We start from the raw sequence: 22,190 nt of genomic DNA, 5'->3' as shown, positions 1-22,190 counted from the left end.
TCACGCATACCATTAGTATTGAAACAAACAGTTTGGTGAAAATTGATATGCGCACGTTCTCTCCAGAAATTAAAGTGAATTAAGACGATAGAGTGAGTTAAGACAATAAAATGAGATAAACCAATATTAGCCCTCGATCGTGTGGGAAATATGGACATTGATTTCTTTATTCATCTTAGGCCATGTATAAGCACTCTTTTGTTAGAAATGAATAGCGAGCTGACAGGGTGCTATACCCCATCAGCTCGCATTGAATTATCACTATTTTAGGATAACCCTCTAACCATTATTGACGTCTTGGTGGTGGTGGCGGAACTTCCTCTTCCGATAGACCACCGCTTCCATCTGCGTCTAGTTTATCAAAGTCATCGGCGAGTGGACCTCTGAGCTCTTCTAATTGTAATTCGCCATCACCGTTTGCATCCATTTCTTCAAAGCTTGGCATTTCTCTTGGGCCTTCACGGCTTTCAGCACACGCTTGAAGCGCGAATGTCGATGTCAGTAAAAGTAATGCTGTCGTGATTTTGTTCATCATTTAATTCCTATTCGTAACCAAATATAAGTGTAATTCTTTGACGCAAATAGGTTAGCGATCAAATTAGCAGAGAAAATGGATAAATCTAGGAGATGAAAGTTAGCGCTTAACTTTATAAGAGCATCAGATCATTAGCCCATCAAGTCAGGTTGTTTAAACCTCCATTGTTTCTACATAGTTTCCACATTTTCTATTTTTATCCTAGTCCACTATTGAACTCATGAATTTAATGCCTTTAGCAATAAAGGCAGAAAGCTATCGTTGGTATTGAAATGGATTATTTTTTAGGAGCCGTAGAATGAAGGCAATGGTAAAAAAATCAGTCGTTGTCTCTTCTACGTTGTTGGTTGCTTCTTATAGTAACGCTGCGCTTTATAGGGTGGTTTTGGAGGAATCACCAGTAGAAACGGAATCGGTGTATGGGGTCGCAGTTGAACCAGAGCTTGGTACAACGGATTGCTTTAGTACCAGTTGTGGTGACACCGACTACGCATTCGCAGGGGAAGCTCAAAATGCAGAACCAGGTTTTTCCTTTAAAGAGGAGGTCCCCTTTGGTATCGATAACACGTTCTACTATTTGGATTATGACGATATCTATAGCTACTGCACGAGCGAACTTGGCTACGCGACTTGTGAAGCTTGGAGTTCTTTATTGTGGTATGGCGATGATGATGCGGGCATTGGAGGCTTGAAAAATGAGCGTGATGCGTATTACGGGCCGAGCTATCAGACCAATTCCACGGCTTTTTATGATTCTTCTTCGCTAAGCGAGATCCCAGATGTTGGCAGCAACCCACCTGATGTGAGCAGTTATAGTTATTCCTTTGTTGATGGAACAGAGGAGAAGGTCATCACTAAAGTTGACGAGAATGGTTTTGTTCTTGGTAACACCAGCAGTGGTTACTACAGTTATAACAACCAATATATTCAGTTGTATAGGCAGCGTGGTTACTACGATACAGGCACTGAATTTACGGTTCTCCAACCTGAAGCCGATACCAGCATTACGATCAGCGATGCTGACGGCGAAGCGAATATAATCTCCCAAATGGGAAGAACGATGGCTTTTGACTCTTTCAGTTATGGAGGGGAAAGCTATGTGGTCGGAAGCGCGTCCGTTGCGACTTTTTATTACAGTGATGGATACAAAGATTATGACTCTCCGTACACATCCGACAGTGATGCTGAGGATCTAGATAATTGTATCGATGAAGATATTGAGCCTGCTTTATATCCAGAGTGTCAGAACTTTGCTTTTGCTAATCGAGCTTTTGTCTGGAATATAACCGATGCGAATGGTCCCAATGATGATGGAAACCGTTTTGCAGTATCCGATTGGGAAACCAGTTCGACCTATTACTCTTACAACGATGATGAAGCTTCAGCACAAGCGAGTGTGAGGGCTGCAACGATTTCGTCTAGAGGGACATATAGCTCTTATCCTGTTTTAGTTGGTTACAATACGGAACTAGATGATTCAGATAACTTTCTTATGCAGGCTGCTGTGTTTAGGCCAAGCAGTACGTCAAATTTCAGCGTTTCGGAAAATGCTTGGACGACTACATTTATCGCTAATACGACGGTAGAAGTGAGTGATTCATACATTCACAGTAATTCTGTCGCAACAGACATTAATGAAAACATGATGGTTATTGGTTATGCAAAAAGAGATGGTGATTATCCGTCGGATCGTGTGTCTGATAATCGTATGTTCGTCGCTGATGCGAATGACACAACGCCAACAGCCACATTCTTCGCAAGTTTAGGTGAAGACATTTTCTTTGACAGTGCAGAGGGAAAAGCAAGTGAGATCAACAGCTACAATGAAATCGTTGGCTATGTTGACGCCGAAACTCACGCTGAAGTAGACGGACATGAAAGAAGGCATCGCGGCTTCATTTTCCCTTATAACGACACTGGTACCGATGCTGATAGACGTGCAAGATATAATGATCAAGCTTGGTGGTTAGACGACCTAACTAACGGTGGTGACGACAGTGATGCCAACAACCACTTTAGAATATTGGACGCAACCGACATTAATGACGCGGGTGTTATCTCAGGGACGGCAATACAATGTTTTGCGAGTGAAAGTAGCTCCTCTTCTATGGCTTATGATTCAACCGCACACTTTGCTTATTGTAATGATGGAGTAGGTGACGAGAGGGTGGTGGCTGTAAAACTTATCCCGATATCTGGAGCAACAAGTGAAGACATTGCTGAAAGAAGTGATGATAGCGCTGAAGATGTTGAACGTAGTGGTGCCGGTACCGGGCTATTGGTGCTTATCAGTTTAATGTCCGTGCTTTCAGTTCGCTTGAAAAAGTCTCGTTCTGTGATTGCCTAAATTGATGACGTGCTCACGAGAGAAACAACCTCTATTTGACCGTCAACCATTAAAGTAATGGGTTAGGTTTGATACTTCGTCCCATAAGAATACCGCTGGGATATGAAGCTTTTTAAAAGAGCATCACCTGTTTTGTGATGCTCTTTTTACGTTCAACATACACTTATCTCTTTCTGCTTTAGCCAAAAAAATCACTTGTAACAATTAAGCAACATCTCTTGCTTTGCTGTAAATCAAACCACCACTCTTCAATCCCTTGATAGCACTCACTTTCCTGTTGCGAGGGTTTGTGTGTAACAATTATTTTACAACTTGACGGGTTTTTAGCGTTATTGCCCATTTCCTTCGATGCATTCCAATCTTTCCGCTTGTGGGCCAAATTTAATTAAGGACAAAAAACACGTAATACAAAACCAATAGGTACAAGGAGAAAGTTCATGGTGGATACATACAACCCGCTTGGTACGGATGGATTCGAGTTTGTTGAATACACGGCCGTTGACCACAAGGGAATCGAGCAACTTAAAGCGCTGTTTGTGTCACTTGGTTTTGCCGAGATCGCTAAGCACCGTTCAAAAGAGGCTTGGCTGTATCGACAAGGTGACATCAACTTTATCGTCAATGAGCAGCCACACAGCCAAGCGGAAGCGTTCGCTAAAGTGCATGGGCCATCGGTCTGTGGCATGGCTTTTCGTGTCAACGAAGCGACAGCTGCAATGGAACAAGCGTTTAAGGGCGGCGGTGAAGAGTACAAAACAGAAATAGGGCCGATGGAGCTGAGTATTCCTGCCATTTACGGCATCGGTGAAAGCCTGCTCTATTTTGTGGATCGTTATGGCAAGCAGAGCATCTATGACGTTGATTTCCGATTCTATGACGATGCGGAACAGCGCATGGCCGAAGCCAATGTTGGCTTGTATGAAATCGACCATCTCACGCACAACGTGAAACAAGGCAATATGGATGTTTGGTCTGGGTTTTATGAGCGCATCGGTAACTTCCGCGAGATTCGCTACTTCGACATTGAAGGCAAGCTGACAGGCCTTGTGAGCAGAGCCATGACCTCGCCATGTGGCAAAATCCGCATCCCTATCAATGAGTCTTCAGACGACAAATCACAAATCGAAGAGTTCATCCGCGAATACAACGGCGAAGGCATCCAACACATCGCGCTCGCAACGGATGACATCTACAAAACCGTGAAAACCCTGCGTGATCGCGGCATGGACTTTATGCCAACCCCAGATACCTATTACGAGAAAGTCGACGAGCGTGTGAAGGGCCACGGTGAAGACACCGATCTGCTGCGCGATTTACGGGTTCTGATTGATGGCGCGCCGACCAAAGACGGCATCTTGCTGCAAATTTTCACACAGACGGTAATTGGGCCTGTGTTCTTTGAAATCATTCAGCGTAAAGGCAACGAAGGCTTTGGTGAAGGTAACTTCAAGGCGCTGTTTGAATCGATTGAAGAGGACCAGATTCGTCGAGGAGTATTAGACGATGCATAAATGGATCTCGTTTCCTCATCGGGAGGGGGTGTGCTCTAAACAAGCGCACGCCGACTTCCCCGAAGAGGCAATTTATGAGCGAGAAGCGGGCCGAAGTGGATTCTTTGGCCCTGCCGCTCACTTTCATCACCAGCATGCCCCAACAGGTTGGTCGGAGTGGGAGGGTGATTTACGTCCTCGCGCTTTTGATTTTACGCTGGTGGAGAAAGCTAGCCAGATAACCCCTTGGGCGGTGCCTCATCTTTTGCACAATGCGGACTGCAAAATCCGTGTGTGGCGCATGGATGAGAAGATGGATTTCTTGGTGCGTAATTCTGACGGTGATGAGCTGCTGTTCATTCACCAAGGTAGGGCAGATCTCTATTGCGACTATGGTCATTTAGAGGTGAGTGAAGGGGATTACGTGATGATCCCGCGCTCAACCAATTGGCGCTTGGAGCCAAGTGAGCCGATGTTCATCTTGATGATTGAGAACACCGACGCGGCTTATTCCTTGCCTGAGAAGGGCATGGTCGGCAATCACGCGGTGTTTGATCCGGCGGTGCTCGACATACCTTCTATCAATGAGCAATTCCGCGCTCAGTATTCAGAAAATCAAACTCAGGTTCAGGTGAAACGCCACGACAAAGTCAGTGTGATCACCTATCCGTTCAATCCATTGGATGTAATTGGTTGGCATGGCGACTTAGCGGTGGTGAAAGTGAATTGGCGCGATATCAGACCGCTGATGTCACATCGTTACCACTTGCCACCGTCAGCACACACCACTTTTGTTGGCGCAGGCTTTGTGGTGTGCACCTTTGTACCACGCCCGATTGAGAGCGATCCAGGTGCATTGAAAGTGCCGTTCTACCACAACAATGATGACTACGACGAAGTGCTGTTCTATCACGCAGGTGACTTCTTTAGCCGCGATAATATTGAAGCGGGTATGGTGACTTTCCACCCGGCGGGCTTCACTCATGGGCCTCATCCTAAAGCCTTTAAGGCTGGGCAAGCGCATAAGAAAAAGTTCACCGATGAAGTCGCGGTGATGATCGATACTCGCCATGCGCTGCAGTTCTCTGGTGAACTCGATAGCGTTGAGAACAAAGAATATGTCTACAGTTGGCAAGACACGGGTTTGCAAGAGACAGGTTCTCAAACCATGGCTGACGATAAGAAGTAAGGGACAAGGATGAAATTAGCAACCAAGAAAAATGGCACTCGCGACGGTCTATTGATGGTCGTAAGTAAAGATCTTAAACAATGTGTAGCTGCCACCGAAATTTTCCATGCGATGCATCTAGCGCCAACCATGCAGGTAGCATTGGATAACTGGGACAGCGTTGCACCTCAGTTAGAAGAGTTATACACCTCGTTAAACAACGGACATGTCACAGGCAGTGAAGTGTTTGCACCTCAGTATTGTGAATCGCCTCTTCCACGCGCTTATCAATGGGCAGACGGCAGCGCTTATGTAAACCACGTTGAACTGGTGCGTAAGGCTCGTGGTGCTGAAATGCCAGAAAGCTTCTGGGTTGATCCACTCATGTACCAAGGCGGCTCAGATGCGTTTATCGGGCCGCGTGACAATATTGAGTTTGCCAGCGACGAATGGGGTATTGATTTCGAGGGTGAAGTTGCGGTTGTTACCGGAGATGTGCCAATGGGAGCCAGCGCCAAGCAAGCGCATGATTCGATTCGTTTACTGATGTTGGTGAACGATGTGTCACTGCGTGGCTTGATTCCAGCAGAGCTCGCGAAAGGCTTTGGCTTTTTCCAGTCTAAGCCTTCTTCGGCGTTCTCCCCGGTCGCAGTCACACCTGACGAGCTTGGCGAACAGTGGAAAGGCAGCAAGGTACATTTACCGCTGATATCGACCTACAACGACCAGCCTTTTGGTTGTCCGAATGCCGGTATAGATATGACTTTCAATTTTGCAGAGTTGGTTGTGCATGCAGCTAAAACTCGACCATTATCGGCGGGCGCGATCATAGGTTCAGGCACGGTTTCTAATAAACAAGGCACTGACCATGGCACCTCGATTTCTGAAGGTGGTGTGGGATATTCATGTATTGCTGAAGTACGCATGATAGAGACGATTCGTGATGGTAAACCGTCGACTCAATTCATGTCGTTTGGTGACTCGATCAAGTTTGAGATGCTTGATGCGGCGGGTGATTCCATTTTTGGCGCGATAGACCAAAAAGTGAGCCAGTATCGAGCGCTATAATCCACGTAATAGGGTTTCAGTATGAGCGAGAGCATCGTGAACAAGAACATTATACTTTACGGTTACTGGCGCTCTTCGGCTGCCTATCGGGTGCGTATTGGATTAAACCTAAAGCAACTCAACTATGAGTCTAAATCGGTCCATTTGGTGCGTAATGGCGGCGAGCAGCATGATCCACAATATCGCGAACTCAATGCCAGTGAATTAGTGCCGGTGCTGGTGGATGGTGAAGTTCAACTCAATCAGTCACTGGCTATTCTTCAATATCTCGATGAACACTATTTGTGTGAGAGCAGCCCTGACTCCTCGCTCATTCCAGAGCAAACACCGCTGCGTTATCAAGCGTTGGCTATGGCTCAGGATATTGCGATAGAAATTCACCCTCTGAACAACCTGCGCGTGTTGCAGTATTTGGAGCGAGAATTGTCTTGCGAGCAAGAGGCGAGAATGGACTGGCTTCATCATTGGATGAACCAAGGTTTCCGTGCTCTAGAAGAGAAACTGGCAAAGCACAGAAAAGCACACGGTGATTCGGTGTATAGCCTCACCGATTCACCATGCATTGTCGATATTTGCTTGGTGCCACAGGTGTATAACGCGCTGCGTTTTGGCGTTGATATGTCACCTTATCCGCTGATTAACTCAATTGTCGAAGCGTGCAATCAGTTACCTGCTTTTATTGAGGCGATGCCAGAGAATCAAGCGGATGCGAATGATTCCATGTAGATTCACTGATGTAAACGCAAATACTTTTCCCTTACGCTACCAAAACCGTTTTTGGACTATTCTGTTCTAGCCTGATTGCTCATTTAGCAATATACGAATATCTTCACGTATTGGAAAGTCGCTTGATTGAGTGTGCAGTTTTATTGGTGCAGATTAGTATCAATGAAACGGGAGAAGTCATGATCATTAGTATACCAACCGGAGAACGCGCCTCCGGTTGGTATGTTGTTACATCGAAAATATAATCAAGCTGTTACCACTTATACTTCCAACCCGCTTGAGCTAGATAGAATTTCTGGCTGTTGTCTGAACCACTGGTTAGGCCCGCAGACTTAGACTCATCCCACTTGGTTTCTTCGTAAGCCATACCTACCCACAACGTTGATTTAGGGCTCAGTTTATAGTCGATATTCAAACCTAAACGCAGCCCGTCGTCTGTCTCATTGACGACGTTGTAGTTGTTTGACGCATCATAGATTTTCTCGTTGATGAAGTAGCGGAAATAAGGCATCACGCTCCATTTGTCATTAATTTTAGTTGGGAAGTACCCACGAATCTGGTTTTGTTCCCAGTTCTTGTTTTGGTCGTTATCCCAAGTCCAATCGGTGTATAGGTAGACTTTTGCTGTGAAACTATCACTGTGTTTATACGCAAAACCATGCTCCGCTTCCCACTCGTAATCGTTCTCTCCTACGAAGCGATCATAGTAGTAAAACGCATCCCAGTAAGAGAATGAGAGTTTATCGGTGATCTTAAACTCACCACTAGGCATTATCCAGTACAGGTTGTTGCTGCCACGAGCATCTGTTCCCGGTGCAGAGTCGTTAGATTCTTTTCGGTATGTAGCGTTCAGATTAAAGACCACATCATCGTTGCGAACTAAGTTACGAGTCGCACCAATCTGAGTACGGTTTCGTTGAAACGAGTTATCTGTGTTATTTAGATCCTCAGTGATCGAACGGCGCGCCACTTTATGTTCAAGAAAATAGCTCCATTTGGAGTTAGGGCTATTAATGAATAGCTGTGCGACTGGGGTGAGTTTGTCTATCACTGCATTGCCATCAGGGTCTCTGTGCCCTTCAAACTTTTCCATTTCCATGTAAATGTTCGACGCAACGTTCCACTCAGAGGTAAAGTTTTGGGTTAGCTCTTCCGTTTCAACTTTTACGGCGTTGTCTTCAGTCGCAAGCGCGAGACTAGGTAGAAGCAGTGCTAGTAGGGTAGCTCCAGACTTTTTATTTATCATTTTTATTATTCCTAGGACGAATTATTGGTAGTTCACTGAATGGCCGAATGGGTAAATAACGTCACCGTTGTCATTTTTTACATCTACTGGAAGAGTTCCTGTTGGTGCGTTCAGAGGCAGTCCCGTTTGAGGGTTTAAAAACAAGGTGCGAATACCAGAGCTAATGTTTGCTTCAAGTGAATTGCGGTCATTGTTGGTCACGTCGAACCCTGTGATACCGTAAATAGCGATGTTCGCTTGTACACCGTCTACATGGGCAATGTCGTAAGGATTACGCGTTGAAATCATCACCAGTTTTTTGCCTTCAGCGTTCGCGATATCTACGATTTTCTGAGCATTTGCCGCGTGGCCCATTAGGTTGTATGTCGACATGATAATCAGATCGGACTTTACAATGGTGCTACGAAGCTCATTTTCATTTAAGTTATCTTCCATTAATGCCGCTTTCTGCTCGCTAATGAACATTGGGTGATTACCTGTCTCTTGTTTCACAACGTTCAGGTACTTGGTTACAAGTGCATTGCGGCTATCTTCATCAGAAATAACTAGGATATTGCTGGCTTCACTTGGATCGACAGGCAATACATTATTTTGGTTTTCAATAAGCGTGATTGATGCATCAGCGACCTTTTTCTCTTCAAGTTTGTTCGCTTCAGAGCCTACTGAGTCGATGGCAAACTGTTTGTCTGTGGTTTGGTAAATCAGACCCATTTGAAGCTTTTTCTTTATAACGCGAGTTGCGGCTTCTTTCATACGCTCAAGGAACTCTGGATTGGTTTCCATTTTGTCTTCTAGGTAGACAAATAGGCTTTCCAACTGTTTGATTTCATCTCGGTTGGTAATTTGAAGCGGCATCAAAGCAATATCAGCACCGGCGTAAAGTGAAGCGTGAACTGCGTAGTTGCGATCAAAGTTGTCAGCGATGGCCCCCATATCGAGCGCATCGGTCACAATTAGCCCATCAAAGCCAATTTTGTCACGTAAAACCCCAGTCAAAATAGGTTTGGAGAACGTTGCAGGGATTAGCATTTCTTTGTCACTTAAGGTCGCTTGGATCATAGTGTCATCCACGCTTGGTAGCGTCACGTGCGCTGACATTATGGAATCGGTACCGTGCTCAATCGCGTACTTAAATGGAGCGAGGTCGATCGCTTCCCACTCTTCTCGTGAGTAGCTGACTTCTGGTAAATCGTAGTGTGAATCGACGCTCACGTTGCCATGCCCAGGAAAGTGCTTCAGTGCACTGATCACGCCAGCTTCATGAATACCATCCATGTAGGCGGTAGACATTTCATTGATCACATCAACATTGCTGCTGTACGAGCGCACACCAATGATTGGGTTGTTCTGGTTCACATTGACATCAACCACAGGGCCGAAGTTGTAGTTAATGCCTAAAGCGGACAGCTCTGAGCCGTGAATCTTGCCAGCAACGTAAGCATTGTTCGCGTCACCAGAGGCAGCTAGCGCCATGTTTCCTGGCATCTCTGTGCCATTCTGCAATCGAGTGACGTAACCGCCTTCTTGGTCAGTCGCGATGAGAAGAGGTAGGTTACTGCTCGCCTCTTGCAAGGCATCAGTGAACTCGACGATTTGATTCGAATTCACTAGATTTTGGCGAAATAGAATTACACCGCCGATATGGTAGTCGGTGATCATCGAGCTTATGTCATGGTTAATTCGAGTTACAGGGATCTCTTCATCGGTGTATGGGTCTTTGCCCCACGAGCGAAAATCCATCATCAATGTTTGACCAATTAACTCTCTGTTATTCATCGTACTTACGACGCTTTCAGCGTATTTTTCTGGTTGTTGCTGGTACTGCTCTAGGTCTTGATTACTGAATTTATTCATGCCACTCGAACAACCCACAACAGACAATACTGCTGTACTCAAAATGATCTTATTCAATTTCATCACTGCTTTTACCTAAGTTAAATCAACGTTTTTGGAACCAAACATGTACGTAGCAAAGAAACCCACGACATACGAAATAAGAAGACCAATAACAAACACCGCCATCCCTGCAAAAATACCGCTGTTAGAAGTCATTAATGGCACAGCGACGATACCCGATGGGCCAAACACTGTATTTAAACCGACTGGCATCCCTAAGTAAGAGACCAATCCAATAAAGAACCCGCCTGCTGCACCGCCAATACAAGCGGTAACAAACGGTTTTACTCGTGGAAGTGTGACGCCGTAAATCAGCGGCTCACCTATACCCAACAAACCAGGCACAATAGCCCCTTTGACTTGAGTGCGAAGAAGAGAGTCTTTTTGGGCTTTGAAGTACAACGCCATTGACGCGCCGACCTGACCGCCACCCGCCATCGCCAAGATTGGGAACAGAGAGTTAAAGCCTTGCGCTTCCATAAGTGCAAAATAGACAGGAACAAACCCTTGGTGAATACCAAACACGACAGAGATAAGAAATAGGCCAGCCAGTAAAGCGGCACCAAATGGGTTGTCGTTTAAGTTAAGGAATAACCAAGACATGCCTTTGAACAACTCGCCACCAATCGGCATGATCAACAAGTAGGTGACCGCGCCCATAATGAGAAGCGTGACGACAGACGTTAGGATCATATCGAGGTCATCGGGCATGTATTTTCGAACCAGTTTCTCTACGTAAGCACCGGTGATTGCCGCGAGTAATACCCCAATGATGTTGCCACGCGGGTCGATAGAGAATCCGAAAAACTCATTCATCCCTGAGTAGACGCCGGACGTGGCGGTTGGGTCATATCCCAAGACGAACAGTGAAGCCAGAATCGCCCCGTTAACGCCAGAGCCGCCAAAGGCTTGCTGGGCGTTATAGCCAATCAGAATGCTCAAAAAGGCAAAAAGGCCGGTACCAAATACTTTCATGTAGGCAACAAGGTCTAACAGCGACTTGCTTGGTTCTTGATCGATAATGTAGGTCTGCTCAAGTAAGGTTGCAAAACCAAGCAACAGACCCGCCGCGATAAAGCCAGGGATTAAGGGGGTAAAGATGGTAGCGAACTTACTAAGAAATCGCTGTACTCCACTGGTTTGCTTGCTCTTCATTTGCTTTTTTTGTTCAGCCGCAACCGTAGACAAATCTTCCTCTGCATTAGTTTGTTTTACGGTCGCTTCAGGCTGCTCAAGCATCAAGCTGTTCATCAGCTCAGAAGCTTGTTGCGCTTTACCTGGCCCAAGAATGATCTGAAGTTGTTCGTCACTCTCTACCACACCCAGAACGCCTGGGGTTTTCTTGATGGTATCCAGAGACGCTTGATTGATGTCTACGAGGGCTAAACGTAAGCGGGTCATGCAGTTCCCACATTTACGAATGTTGCCACTGCCGCCAACGGCCAACAGTAAAGCTTCAATCATGGTAGGCGTTATTTTTGCCATTTGAATTACCTTTTATAACTGAATTTAATTATTCGTCGGCGAGTGCAGTTCGGATGAAACCACCGCTTTTATTGAGTCGTGCACAGGCTTCTTCGGCGCTGATGCCAGCCAAAATCATGAGAATTGCGGTTTTGCAGTTGTTATTACAAGCGTTAAGCGCATATTCAGCGTGTTTGCTGTCAACTCCGGTTGCTTCAATAACAATGTTGATTTGACGTTGGACGAGTTTGGCGTTGGTCGCCTCTACATCAACCATCAAATTTCCAAACACTTTCCCACTGCGGATCATGGCGCCGCTGGTCAACTTATTGAGAACCAATTTCTGAGCGGTACCGGCCTTCATTCTTGATGACCCAGTCACCACTTCAGGGCCGACAACTGGAGTAATCGCAATGTCTTCGGAATTTGCCATTGGAGATCCGGGGTTACATGAAATTGACACAGTGGTCGCTCCGATGAATCGAGCATAGGTGAGGCCACCCAACACATATGGAGTTCGACCGCTCGCGGCTATTCCGACGACTACGTCTGACTCTGTTAGCGCCAACGATTTTAAATCTGCTTGTGCGAGCGCAGGATCATCTTCCGCGTTCTCTACAGCTTTTAAGATGGCTTGGTGCCCGCCAGCAATAACGCCAATGACTTGTTCAGGGCTCGTGCCATAAGTCGGTGGGCATTCGCTTGCATCTAAAATGCCTAAGCGCCCAGAAGTGCCAGCGCCGATGTAGATTAATCGGCCACCTTTTGCAAAAGCACTTGTGATCGCGTCAACGGCTTTTGCAATGTGAGGAAGGACTTCTTCTACGGCTAACGCAACACGTTGGTCTTCTTTGTTGATGACGGCTAGCATGTCAATTGTTGATAGCTTATCAATGTCTGCGCTTGCAGGATTGCGGCTCTCTGTAACCAAACGGTTCAAATCGATCTTCATTACTTGTTCTCTTACCCAATACAAACTGAGGGCGATACTAAAGAATAAAATATTCCGTTTGAGTGATAAAAATCACAGTTAGAGTTATTCTGAAGTGGTGATTTAGGTGGAATAATTGTGATAAATTTATACTAAATCCCAGGCATTCCGACTTAATTGGCGGTTTGAACTGAATATTAATTATTCTTCATTAGGAATATTTTATTCTAAAATAATCGAGGTGAAATGTGTCAGTCGTGAATAAAATTGTCAGCCGTCGTACTCAGCTCTCTGCCAATGCGAGAAAAATTGCGGATTGGATAACATCAAATGTGGAACAGGCAGCCTCATTGACAAGCCAAGAACTGGCGCAAGCGACCAACGTGAGTCAATCAAGTATCGTGAAATTTACGCAGCGAATTGGTTTTAAAGGCTACAGTGAATTCAAGTTAGCGCTGACGGAGGATATAGGTCGAAAGCACGCCATTCAAACCACCCCACTGCACAGTAATATTCTGGCCGATGACCCATTCAGCGTTATTTCTCAAAAGCTTGTGCAAGAAAAAACCGATGCGATGATCCAGACAACCAATGCGCTGTCACTTGATACCTGCACGGAAGCTATTCGACTGTTAGATGGTGCCAATAGAGTGCAAGTCGTGGGTATTGGAGGCTCAGCACTCACGGCAAAAGAGTTTAGCTTTAAATTGCTGAAATTAGGCATTACCGCTTTAGCAGAACAAGACAGTCACGTTCAGATAGCGATAGCCCGTACGCTTACCCCGCAAGATGTCCAAGTTGTTATTTCGTTTTCAGGGGAAAGAAAAGATGTGTTAATCGCCGCAGAAACAGCAAAGGAGCAAGGTGTTAAGGTCATCGCTCTTACCTCCGCTCGTAAAAGTAAACTTCGAAGCATCGCGGATTTATCCTTTGATACGATTGCTGATGAAAGCCAATACCGAAGTTCATCGATAGCATCCCGAACAGCTCAAAACATTATTACTGATTTGCTGTTCATTGCATTAGTGAAGCAAAGAGATGAATCAGCAAGACAGCTTATTGATGACATCAACTCAGATATTCGTCAGGTTTCGCATAGATAACTGGTTACTTTACTTTCTTCTAGCTTGGATTTTTTGAGATAGGAACACTAAAGCGAAACAACACTCTTTATCTCTTCCAAAACCTCGGCGTTAGCGATAGCCCCGAGGTTTTCTACATTTTTGCCATTGATCACCTGTTTCACAGCCAACTCCACCAGTTTGCCAGAGCGTGTTTTTGGCACGTCGCTGATCGCAAATATCTGGCTTGGCACGTGTCTTGGCGAACAAGAGGATTTGAGTTTGCTTTTGATGGCTGTCAGTAACTTTTCATCTAAACTCACACCTTGCTGCAGCTGAACAAACAGCCATACCTGTTCATTGCGGTCGATGTTTTTACCGACTGCTATCGAATCGATGATGCCGTCAATGGTGTTCACTTGCTGGTAGATCTCGGCAGTCCCAATTCTTACCCCACCGGGGTTGAGGGTGGTGTCGCCTCGACCGTAGAACAGGTAGCCACCATGCACGCTCTGTGCGACTTCATCACCGTGATGCCACACATTATCGAACCTATCCCAATAGGTGCTGTGATAGCGCTCTCCGGTGTCATTCCAAAAGCCAGCGGGGAAGTTGGGTAGGGAGTTTGTACACACCAGTTCGCCACGTTCATGATTAACCTTGTGGCCAGACGAATTGAACACTTTGATGTCGACGCCGAGCCCGGCCTGTTGGCACTCACCGCGATACACTGGCGAGATGGGATTACCTAAAACAAAGCAGCCACAAATATCTGTCCCTCCAGAAATTGAGGCTAAATGCAGGTCTTGCTTGATGTGTTTGTAGACGTAATCGAACTGTTCTGGATAAAGCACAGAACCGGTCGAGCACAGTGTTCTTAAGTGAGGAAGAGAGTGACTGTCGATCGGCGAGAGTTCTGCCTTCTCAATCGCTTCTAGATACTTGGCTGAGGTGCCAAATGTCGATACGTCTGCACGCTGTGCCAAGTCCCACAGTACATTGGGTTGCGGATAAACCGGGCTACCATCAAAGATCACCAAACAAGCACCGCTCGCGAGCGCAGATACGTGCCAGTTCCACATCATCCAACCACAAGTGGTGTAGTAGAACACGCGATCTCTCGGTTTAATATCGCAATGAAGCTGGTGCTCTTTTAGGTGGTTGATGGTAGTGCCACCGACAGAATGCACTATACATTTGGGTTTGCCTGTGGTGCCGGAAGAGTAGAGTACAAACAACGGTTCATTGAAGCCGACACGAGTAAATCGAAGAGGTTTTGTCTGATAGTGATTAATGATGCTGTGCCAGCTTAGAATCGACACATCATGTTCAACTTTTTTCTTCTCTAAATCGCTCTTCTCTAAGTCATTACTCGGTTTCAAATAACCGATCTCACACACCTGTTTTAATTCGTTTAAGTGTTCGATGATTTCACGGTTCTTGCCCGCCATATCGAACGTTTTGCCATTGAAGGTGTAACCGTCACAGGTGAACAGCACCTTAGGTTTCACCTGTCCGAATCGCTCAATCACACTCTCTACTCCAAAATCAGGCGAGGTCGATGTCCAAATCGCGCCTAAGCTGGTGGCGGCTAGCATGGCTATCACGGTTTGTGGCAGATAGGGAGTATACGCAGCAACTATATCACCTTGTTTCACTCCGCTATCGACAAGCCATTGCTGAACACTAGAGACAGCTTCACACAGGGTTTCCCATGTATAACTCTGTTGTTCGCCACGTTCATTCTCAAACCAAATCGCAAGCTCATCAGGCATGGTGTGTGCCAAACGCAGCAAGTTCTCGGCGTAGTTAACTTGAGCATTCGGAAACCAGACCGCATCACGGTTCGATTTAGGCTGCTGCCAGCGGCTCCCACCTTGAGCTTTGATGGTCTCGCTTTCTGCCTTGTTAATAGAGTCTTGTGAGCCGACTACTCCACAAAACTGCCACACGTTTTGCCAAAACGATTCCGGCTGAACTACAGACCATTGGTGGAGTTCGGCATAGTTTTTTACGTCCCTATCTAGGTTTAACCAAGACTGTTCAAGGCTATCGATGAATCGGGTTAAGTTGGCATTGGCGATACGCTGCTCGCTTGGCTGCCAAATGGGCTTATTGCTTTCGTGCATTCCTTTACCTTTAACAAAAAGTTAACGTTTTCAGTCTGGTATTTAGGTTTTACAAAGTCAAAAGTTCAGCAAAATAAGCGCTTGGTGGAATTGTGTAAATAAAATGTTACACGATCGCTTGTTTCGAAAAATCGCGCAAATTGGCGCTTATAAGGAGTGGAGATAGGCTTAAAGTGAGACATTCGAAAGGAGGAGTGTAATGACTCAATATCATTCTAAGCCCGTGAGCCAAGAGGGATGGGTTGAGTGGAGCCTCGAAGAAGACGCTATTTGGCACGACTTAGTGAAAAGGCAACTGGACGTGATTAATGACCGCGCATGCGATGCTTATTTGCACGGTTTGACCTTGCTGGATCTACCATTAGACAGAGTTCCCCAGCTGCCAGAGATAAATAAAGTGCTAATGGAAACAACCGGTTGGCAAGTTCAGCCTGTGCCTGCATTGATCGATTTCGACCGATTCTTTGATTTGCTCGCCAATAAGAAATTCCCAGTTGCGACATTTCTGAGAACGCGAGACGAGTTCGATTACTTACAAGAACCTGATTTCTTTCATGAAATTTTCGGCCATTGTGCCATGCTCACTAATGCCGATTTCGCGGCTTTCACTGAGCATTATGGAAAACTAGGCCAAGCCGCCACATCTAAACAGCGCGCTTATCTTGCCCGTTTGTATTGGTTTACGGTTGAGTTCGGTTTAGTAAAAGAAGGCCAACAACTGAAAATCTATGGCGGTGGCATTCTTTCGTCTCCAGCGGAAACTATGTATGCGTTGGGAGGGGATTTGGCCGTTCGCGAGCGGTTCGATCTGCAAACGGTTTTAAGAACGCCTTATCGTATCGACATCATGCAGCCGAAATATTACGTGATCGACGAGCTATCTGAGCTCTTTAAAATCAGTCAGGAAAACCTATTACAGCAAGCTGATCTCGCCATCGATGCGGGGTTACTACCACCACTTTTTGAACCCAAGGAACCAACACATGTTGAATGAACAAAAATGCGAAGCCTGCAGTATCGACGCGATTGCCCTAAGTGAAGATGAACAACAATCTTTACTGTTGGAGTTGTCAGACTGGCAGATCATCGAAAGAGACGGCATCCCGCAGCTTGAGAAGGTGTTCAAGTTTAAGAACTACAAGCAAGCATGGGCATTCAGCAACATAGTGTCAGAACTGGCAGAAGAAGAGTTCCACCATCCTTCGATCTTATTGGAGTGGGGCAAAGTCACCGTCACTTGGTGGAGCCACTCAATCAAAGGCTTGCATAAGAATGATTTCATCTGCGCCTCACGCTGCGATGTGTTCGCGGTGAGTGAATAGTTTTGTAGGTTAGAAGTTACTCTTGCAACCTCTGTGATGCGATTAACTCATTATTCGGCTCATTAGGTGAGTTGAATAATTGCCTTAAACAGCTCATAGTATGAGTTGAATAAGTGATACTTTCGCATCATGGGGTGTAATATGTGGATTTGGCAGCAAGATAATTGGCCAAACTTTGTTTGGGATAATCAGAAAATAGGCGTGAGGTTAAGAGAAGTACGGCTTAATCAGGGCATTCTATTGGGCAAGATTACCTCACAGTCGGCAGATCAATCCCAAACCATGCTCGACACCTTATTAGCGAACATAGTCCATTCCAGTGCGATTGAGGGAGAAAAGCTTAATGCTTTCTCGGTCCGGTCTTCTTTAGCCAATAAACTCGGTGTCAGTGAAGATCGACCTTTTCCAACGACAGAACAAACCGATGGCCTAGCTGAAATTATGTTGGATGCGGTGCAGAACCTAACAGAGCCACTAGCGCTTGATAGGATCTTACATTGGCACGATAGACTGTTTCCTCAAGGCTACACCATGTTTAACCCTGTAGTTGGAGGTCAGCTACGAGGTGACGCTCCGATGCAAGTGGTATCAGGAAGAATTGACCGCCCAACCGTGCACTTTGAAGCGCCTAGCCGAGACATTCTTGATGCTGAGCTAGATACATTTATCAAATGGTTTAATGATTCACTTACCGACGCCACACTCGATCCTCTATTGCGAGCCGCAATCACTCACCTTTGGTTTATCACCTTACACCCGTTAGATGATGGTAATGGTCGTATTACTCGATTGTTGACCGACTTGGCGTTAGCACAGGCCGAGCAGCAGTCGGTACGCTTCTATGCGATGTCGGTGGGAATTCTCGCTAACCGCAAGCATTACTACGAGATATTGGAGCGAACCCAGAAAGGGGGACTCGATATTAGCGAATGGTTGATGTGGTTCTTAGATACGTTAGACGAGACGTTTACAGGGGTTTTCGCTGAGGTCGACCAAACTGTATATAAGACCAACTATTGGCGCAGCATCGACCAAACCAAGCTTACAGCAGAGCAAGTAAAAGTGCTGAATAGGATGCTCGATGGTGATTTTTCAGAAGGTATCAATGCCAGCCAATATCAGAAAGTAGCAAAGGTGAGTAGTGCCACAGCAACACGTCATTTGAACGCTTTGATTGAGCATGGCTGCTTAGTTAAATCTGGTTCTGGTGGTAGAAGCACGCGCTATCTGTTGCCGGAATAGGAGTGATACGCTCATACTTCAACTTACTATGCCTCTAGTGACCGGATTTCAGTGGTATTCTAAGCTTCAATTACAAATCAATATTCAGTCAACTAAACATACATGAATCGAGACAGTAGGACTTTGATGAAAGCACCTTTAAAATCGAGTGGCGAAAAAGGGATCTTCAATAAATTTGATTGGGTTAAAGAGGCAGATAGCAAACTCATTAGTGCGAAATTACTTAGAGAAAACGGCAATCAGAAAACACTAGAACTTGAATCATTAATGACTACTACCTCTTACACATCAAGTGATGTTTTTGAGGTCTTAACTATCAAAGATGCTGCTTACAAATCGAGTGTTTTGATGTTGGGCTATGCACTTGAGTTGTTACTTAAATCAGGGGTTGTGTCATTACTCATATCTGCGCCTAAAGATTTACTTGAAAAAAAGGTCAGAGCTTATAGCCATAACCTAGTAAGTGTTGCTTTGGACTTAGGTATGAAACTGTCTAAGAGCGAGACTGAGCTGTTAAAAACTTTAAGTAGTTACATTATTAATGAGACTCGGTATCCAGTTACCCCTGAATCCGTTGAGGATTATTGTAATAAAACTAACGAAATCAATGGTTTTATTGCTAATGACAAATGTTTTTGTGATGGATTAGAGTTTTATAGCAAGCTTAAGAAGATTATAAATGATATTGATGGAACTCCTGACAATATGAAAATCTACTCTCGTATGGAATTGGAACGAGATGGATACATCATATTTCGAGTTGGTGGCTCTCTTCCTCCTGTCATTATTGTTAAATACTGTCAGACTCAGATTGATGCCAACACAAACACATTGGGCACGATTAAAGAGTTACTTATAAATAAGAATAAACAAAATATGTCTATCTATTCTCATTTGATGGAGTCTTCGTGGGATGCTGCTTTGTTTTTCAATGTGAGTAATAAGCAGGGCTTAACGCGAGTTCCCACTGATAGTGAGAAATAAACAGGATCACAGTTATTGACGCTCCGTGTTCTTCTTATTTATTTTATATGAGATCTGGCTTATATCGTGCAAACTTATTGGTGCTTTGAGCTAAACGCACTTTCCCAAACTAGCTTGACCTGCATCAGTGACTTGCTTGGTTTCGGGTCTCATAAACCCTTTCTGTTACTCATAGTATTGGTTTTATGAGGCTGCTCTATGATATATTTCTCGGCCAAGTGTATTACAGACGAAGGCTAGCAATGTCTATCAACCTTTCACTCCTTCCACCCAGCGAGAAAAATAAAATCGAACTGGATAAGCAAGCATCGTTTCTTGTATGGAAACTGAAGCAAGCGAAATGTGGCCCTGAAGCCATTGTTGAAGAAGCAATGAAGCTAGGTGACCCAGATGAAAAGGTGTGGTTTGAACAGTCTGTAGAAAAATACAAACGGGTAATGGGTGTCGCATAAACGCAGACAAACCTTGCCCAGCAGTGCTGTAGAATTGAAATGACACAGTAATTTGCTAGAATTTGCACCGTTAATTGAATCAGAGAGAAGATCCCGATGGGAAGAAGTTTTGAAGTGCGCAAGGCCTCAATGGCGAAAACTGCAGGCGCAAAAATTAAAGTTTATTCTAAATACGGTAAAGAGATTTACGTACTGGCTAAGAACGGCAGCTCTGACCCAGACATGAACCTACCTCTTAAGCACCTGATTGCTAAAGCGAAGAAAGACCAAGTACCAGCACACGTTATCGAAAAAGCGATCGATAAAGCGAACGGCGGCGGCGGTGAAGACTTCCAACCAGCTCGCTACGAAGGTTTTGGCCCAGGTGGCACAAGCGTAATCGTTGACTGTCTAACTGACAACGGCAACCGTACTTTCCAAGACGTTCGCCAATGTTTCGTTAAGACTGGCGCGAAAATCGGTGTTGAAGGTACTGTTTCTCACATGTTCGCTCACCAAGCTGTATTCCAGTTTAAAGGCGAAGACGACGAGATCATCCTAGAAACGCTAATGATGGAAGACGTAGACGTGACTGACGTTGAGCTAGAAGACGGTGTTATCACTGTATTCGCTCCAACGACTGAGTTCTTCAAAACGAAGACTGCACTAAACACTGCGTTCCCAGAGCTAACGCTAGACGTTGAGGAAATCACTTTCGTTCCTCAAACAACTACGCCAGTAGCTGAAGAAGATTCTGAGAAATTCCAGAAGTTCTTAGACATGCTTGACGACTGTGATGACGTTCAGCAGGTTTACCACAACGCTGAGCTGTAATATCAATCTATAATTGATAGCTTTGCTCTTGTGAGTAAATGTAGAATACAAAAAACCGAGCCTAGTGCTCGGTTTTTTTATGAACGTTATACCTGATTTTCCTTGATCATCGTTCCATAATGTACGGCTGACAAAGCGTTCTCTGGTCGCGATTTATCGCTGAACTTCATTATATTGTTCGTCTTATCCCGACATGAATCTGATTTAAGTACTCCCTGAGTATCATCGGGGTGATCGCCAAGCGTATTTAGTGTACAAAGAAAGAAAATATCAGCCAAAGGCTTTGACCCTGCTTATTGATGCATTGATTGAGAGTGTTCGATCTTTTCATAGCGATGGTTTGGTCAAATAAAAGGAGAAAGAAATGAAAGTAAGTTTTATCGGGCTAGGCGTTATGGGTTTCCCAATGGCAGGCCATCTAGTCAAAGCCGGTTTTGAAGTAACGGTATTTAACCGCACTCACAGTAAAGCGCTAGACTGGGCTGATAAACACCAAGGTAAAGCGGCAGAATCTGTGGCTGAATGTGTAGCGGAAGCTGACGTGGTATTGGTTTGTGTGGGCAACGATGACGACGTACGCAGCATGACAACCAGCGAAACAGGCGCATTGGCAGCGATGAAGCCAAACGCGATTCTTGTCGATCACACTACAACGTCTGCAGTTCTGTCTGAAGAGCTTGAAGTGGCAGCGAAGCAAGCCGGTATTCGCTTTATGGATGCACCTGTATCTGGTGGCCAAGCGGGCGCAGAAAATGGCGTGCTAACCATCATGTGTGGTGGCGAACAAGCGCTTTTCAACGACCTTCAACCTGTGTTCGAAGCTTACGGTAAGTCGTCAGTTCTTATGGGTAAAGTCGGCCAAGGCCAACGCGCGAAAATGGTTAACCAGATCTGCATTGCAGGAGTGTTGAATGGCTTATCTGAAGGCTTAGTGCTTGCTGAAAAATCAGGTTTGGATATCCCAACTCTGGTTGATTGCCTTAAAAACGGCGCTGCTGGCTCATGGCAGATGGAGAACCGCGCTACCACAATGGCACAAGACAAGTTCGATTTTGGCTTTGCAATTGATTGGATGATCAAAGACTTAGGTTTCTGTCTAGATGAAGCTGAGCGCCAAGGCATCCAGCTTCCACTGACTGAAAAGACCAACAACGCCTACAAGGCACTGTCTGCCGAAGGACAAGGCCGCATGGATACATCAGTATTGATGAAAGCCGTGGTTGAAGAGACAAAGAAGTAGAAAGATCGAAGTAATAGGAACTTCGTTTAGATAATTAAAAATAGCCGCGGATTAGCGGTAATGCCGATCAGTTAAA

Annotated in this window: 19 protein-coding genes and 1 pseudogene; 14 read left to right on the top strand and 6 right to left on the bottom strand. The window is 45.3% G+C overall.

Going from position 1 to position 22,190, the window contains the following annotated elements:
* Positions 1–286: 286 nt before the first annotated feature.
* Positions 287–532, bottom strand: coding sequence for a hypothetical protein (locus tag AB4351_RS17145; protein WP_017072318.1), 246 nt, complete (start codon positions 530–532; stop codon positions 287–289).
* A 301-nt stretch (positions 533–833) separates the two neighbouring features.
* On the opposite strand from AB4351_RS17145, the gene AB4351_RS17140 reads away from it, so the two are divergent.
* The 5 genes from AB4351_RS17140 (at position 834) to maiA (ending at position 7,334) form a co-directional block, all read left to right on the top strand.
* Positions 834–2,882, top strand: a complete 2,049-nt coding sequence (locus AB4351_RS17140) for a DUF3466 family protein (RefSeq protein WP_372126686.1) — start codon at positions 834–836, stop codon at positions 2,880–2,882.
* Positions 2,883–3,319: 437 nt separating this feature from the next.
* Positions 3,320–4,393: a 4-hydroxyphenylpyruvate dioxygenase gene (hppD, locus tag AB4351_RS17135; protein ID WP_017067769.1), complete on the top strand. Its 1,074-nt coding sequence runs from the start codon at positions 3,320–3,322 to the stop codon at positions 4,391–4,393.
* Positions 4,386–5,561: a homogentisate 1,2-dioxygenase gene (locus AB4351_RS17130; protein ID WP_372126685.1), complete on the top strand. Its 1,176-nt coding sequence runs from the start codon at positions 4,386–4,388 to the stop codon at positions 5,559–5,561. Before hppD ends, AB4351_RS17130 begins: the two co-directional genes overlap by 8 nt.
* 9 nt (positions 5,562–5,570) lie before the next feature.
* Entirely contained in the window at positions 5,571–6,608 is a 1,038-nt protein-coding gene (locus tag AB4351_RS17125; RefSeq protein WP_372126683.1) for a fumarylacetoacetate hydrolase family protein, read from the top strand.
* Positions 6,609–6,629: 21 nt separating this feature from the next.
* Positions 6,630–7,334: a maleylacetoacetate isomerase gene (gene maiA, locus AB4351_RS17120; protein WP_372126681.1), complete on the top strand. Its 705-nt coding sequence runs from the start codon at positions 6,630–6,632 to the stop codon at positions 7,332–7,334.
* Between the two features lie 253 nt (positions 7,335–7,587).
* Here maiA and AB4351_RS17115 read toward each other — a convergent pair whose 3' ends face one another.
* From AB4351_RS17115 to murQ, 4 genes are read right to left on the bottom strand one after another with little or no spacing between them, the layout of a single operon-like run.
* A complete protein-coding gene (locus AB4351_RS17115) occupies positions 7,588–8,580 on the bottom strand; it encodes an OmpG family monomeric porin (RefSeq protein ID WP_017065119.1) in 993 nt (330 codons plus the stop codon).
* Positions 8,581–8,601: 21 nt separating this feature from the next.
* Positions 8,602–10,497 (bottom strand): glycoside hydrolase family 3 protein, encoded by a 1,896-nt coding sequence (locus tag AB4351_RS17110; RefSeq protein ID WP_137001644.1) that lies wholly within the window; start codon positions 10,495–10,497, stop codon positions 8,602–8,604.
* 12 nt (positions 10,498–10,509) lie between these two features.
* Complete coding sequence (murP, locus tag AB4351_RS17105) at positions 10,510–11,961, bottom strand: PTS N-acetylmuramic acid transporter subunit IIBC (protein ID WP_017065117.1); 1,452 nt, start codon at positions 11,959–11,961, stop codon at positions 10,510–10,512.
* Between the two features lie 28 nt (positions 11,962–11,989).
* Positions 11,990–12,892, bottom strand: coding sequence for an N-acetylmuramic acid 6-phosphate etherase (murQ, locus tag AB4351_RS17100; protein WP_136982536.1), 903 nt, complete (start codon positions 12,890–12,892; stop codon positions 11,990–11,992).
* Between the two features lie 227 nt (positions 12,893–13,119).
* Here murQ and AB4351_RS17095 point away from each other — a divergent pair, with 227 nt between their 5' ends.
* Positions 13,120–13,974 (top strand): SIS domain-containing protein, encoded by an 855-nt coding sequence (locus tag AB4351_RS17095; RefSeq protein ID WP_017065115.1) that lies wholly within the window; start codon positions 13,120–13,122, stop codon positions 13,972–13,974.
* A 47-nt stretch (positions 13,975–14,021) separates the two neighbouring features.
* On the opposite strand, the gene AB4351_RS17090 is transcribed toward AB4351_RS17095, so the two are convergent.
* Positions 14,022–16,061, bottom strand: coding sequence for an acetoacetate--CoA ligase (locus AB4351_RS17090; protein ID WP_372126679.1), 2,040 nt, complete (start codon positions 16,059–16,061; stop codon positions 14,022–14,024).
* A 199-nt stretch (positions 16,062–16,260) separates the two neighbouring features.
* On the opposite strand from AB4351_RS17090, the gene phhA reads away from it, so the two are divergent.
* The 8 genes and pseudogenes from phhA to AB4351_RS17050 all read left to right on the top strand — a co-directional run bounded on the left by phhA (position 16,261) and on the right by AB4351_RS17050 (position 22,114).
* A complete protein-coding gene (gene phhA, locus AB4351_RS17085) occupies positions 16,261–17,055 on the top strand; it encodes a phenylalanine 4-monooxygenase (RefSeq protein ID WP_017065113.1) in 795 nt (264 codons plus the stop codon).
* Positions 17,045–17,383, top strand: coding sequence for a 4a-hydroxytetrahydrobiopterin dehydratase (locus AB4351_RS17080; protein ID WP_017065112.1), 339 nt, complete (start codon positions 17,045–17,047; stop codon positions 17,381–17,383). Before phhA ends, AB4351_RS17080 begins: the two co-directional genes overlap by 11 nt.
* A 141-nt stretch (positions 17,384–17,524) precedes the next feature.
* Positions 17,525–18,625, top strand: coding sequence for a Fic family protein (locus AB4351_RS17075; RefSeq protein WP_017065111.1), 1,101 nt, complete (start codon positions 17,525–17,527; stop codon positions 18,623–18,625).
* Positions 18,626–18,751: 126 nt separating this feature from the next.
* Positions 18,752–19,609 carry a hypothetical protein gene (locus AB4351_RS17070; protein WP_136974001.1) on the top strand — a complete coding sequence of 286 codons (858 nt, stop codon included), beginning with the start codon at positions 18,752–18,754 and terminating at the stop codon, positions 19,607–19,609.
* A gap of 242 nt (positions 19,610–19,851) precedes the next feature.
* The gene (locus AB4351_RS17065) at positions 19,852–20,061 is read left to right on the top strand and encodes a DUF3283 family protein (protein ID WP_008216860.1); all 210 of its coding nucleotides are present in this window, start codon (positions 19,852–19,854) and stop codon (positions 20,059–20,061) included.
* Positions 20,062–20,157: 96 nt separating this feature from the next.
* Positions 20,158–20,874 (top strand): YebC/PmpR family DNA-binding transcriptional regulator, encoded by a 717-nt coding sequence (locus AB4351_RS17060; protein ID WP_010432326.1) that lies wholly within the window; start codon positions 20,158–20,160, stop codon positions 20,872–20,874.
* 187 nt (positions 20,875–21,061) lie between these two features.
* Positions 21,062–21,226, top strand: a pseudogene (locus AB4351_RS17055) (LysR family transcriptional regulator); the annotation flags it as partial.
* Positions 21,227–21,238: 12 nt separating this feature from the next.
* Positions 21,239–22,114, top strand: a complete 876-nt coding sequence (locus tag AB4351_RS17050; RefSeq protein ID WP_017070192.1) for an NAD(P)-dependent oxidoreductase — start codon at positions 21,239–21,241, stop codon at positions 22,112–22,114.
* Positions 22,115–22,190: the final 76 nt, after the last annotated feature.

The sequence above is a fragment of the Vibrio sp. 10N.261.51.F11 genome (assembly GCF_041471665.1).
Lineage (GTDB): Bacteria > Pseudomonadota > Gammaproteobacteria > Enterobacterales > Vibrionaceae > Vibrio > Vibrio crassostreae_C.
This window is presented reverse-complemented; position numbering and strand designations above follow the sequence as displayed.

Coding starts and splice junctions, on each gene's coding strand:
- AB4351_RS17130 (WP_372126685.1), top strand. CDS start 4,386: ATGCATAAATGGATCTCGTTTCCTCATCGGGAGGGGGTGTGCTCTAAA.
- AB4351_RS17060 (WP_010432326.1), top strand. CDS start 20,158: ATGGGAAGAAGTTTTGAAGTGCGCAAGGCCTCAATGGCGAAAACTGCA.
- AB4351_RS17080 (WP_017065112.1), top strand. CDS start 17,045: ATGTTGAATGAACAAAAATGCGAAGCCTGCAGTATCGACGCGATTGCC.
- AB4351_RS17110 (WP_137001644.1), bottom strand. CDS start 10,497: ATGAAATTGAATAAGATCATTTTGAGTACAGCAGTATTGTCTGTTGTG.
- AB4351_RS17090 (WP_372126679.1), bottom strand. CDS start 16,061: ATGCACGAAAGCAATAAGCCCATTTGGCAGCCAAGCGAGCAGCGTATC.
- murQ (WP_136982536.1), bottom strand. CDS start 12,892: ATGAAGATCGATTTGAACCGTTTGGTTACAGAGAGCCGCAATCCTGCA.
- hppD (WP_017067769.1), top strand. CDS start 3,320: ATGGTGGATACATACAACCCGCTTGGTACGGATGGATTCGAGTTTGTT.
- AB4351_RS17075 (WP_017065111.1), top strand. CDS start 17,525: ATGTGGATTTGGCAGCAAGATAATTGGCCAAACTTTGTTTGGGATAAT.
- AB4351_RS17065 (WP_008216860.1), top strand. CDS start 19,852: ATGTCTATCAACCTTTCACTCCTTCCACCCAGCGAGAAAAATAAAATC.
- AB4351_RS17070 (WP_136974001.1), top strand. CDS start 18,752: ATGAAAGCACCTTTAAAATCGAGTGGCGAAAAAGGGATCTTCAATAAA.
- AB4351_RS17145 (WP_017072318.1), bottom strand. CDS start 532: ATGAACAAAATCACGACAGCATTACTTTTACTGACATCGACATTCGCG.
- phhA (WP_017065113.1), top strand. CDS start 16,261: ATGACTCAATATCATTCTAAGCCCGTGAGCCAAGAGGGATGGGTTGAG.
- maiA (WP_372126681.1), top strand. CDS start 6,630: ATGAGCGAGAGCATCGTGAACAAGAACATTATACTTTACGGTTACTGG.
- AB4351_RS17140 (WP_372126686.1), top strand. CDS start 834: ATGAAGGCAATGGTAAAAAAATCAGTCGTTGTCTCTTCTACGTTGTTG.
- AB4351_RS17125 (WP_372126683.1), top strand. CDS start 5,571: ATGAAATTAGCAACCAAGAAAAATGGCACTCGCGACGGTCTATTGATG.
- AB4351_RS17050 (WP_017070192.1), top strand. CDS start 21,239: ATGAAAGTAAGTTTTATCGGGCTAGGCGTTATGGGTTTCCCAATGGCA.
- AB4351_RS17115 (WP_017065119.1), bottom strand. CDS start 8,580: ATGATAAATAAAAAGTCTGGAGCTACCCTACTAGCACTGCTTCTACCT.
- murP (WP_017065117.1), bottom strand. CDS start 11,961: ATGGCAAAAATAACGCCTACCATGATTGAAGCTTTACTGTTGGCCGTT.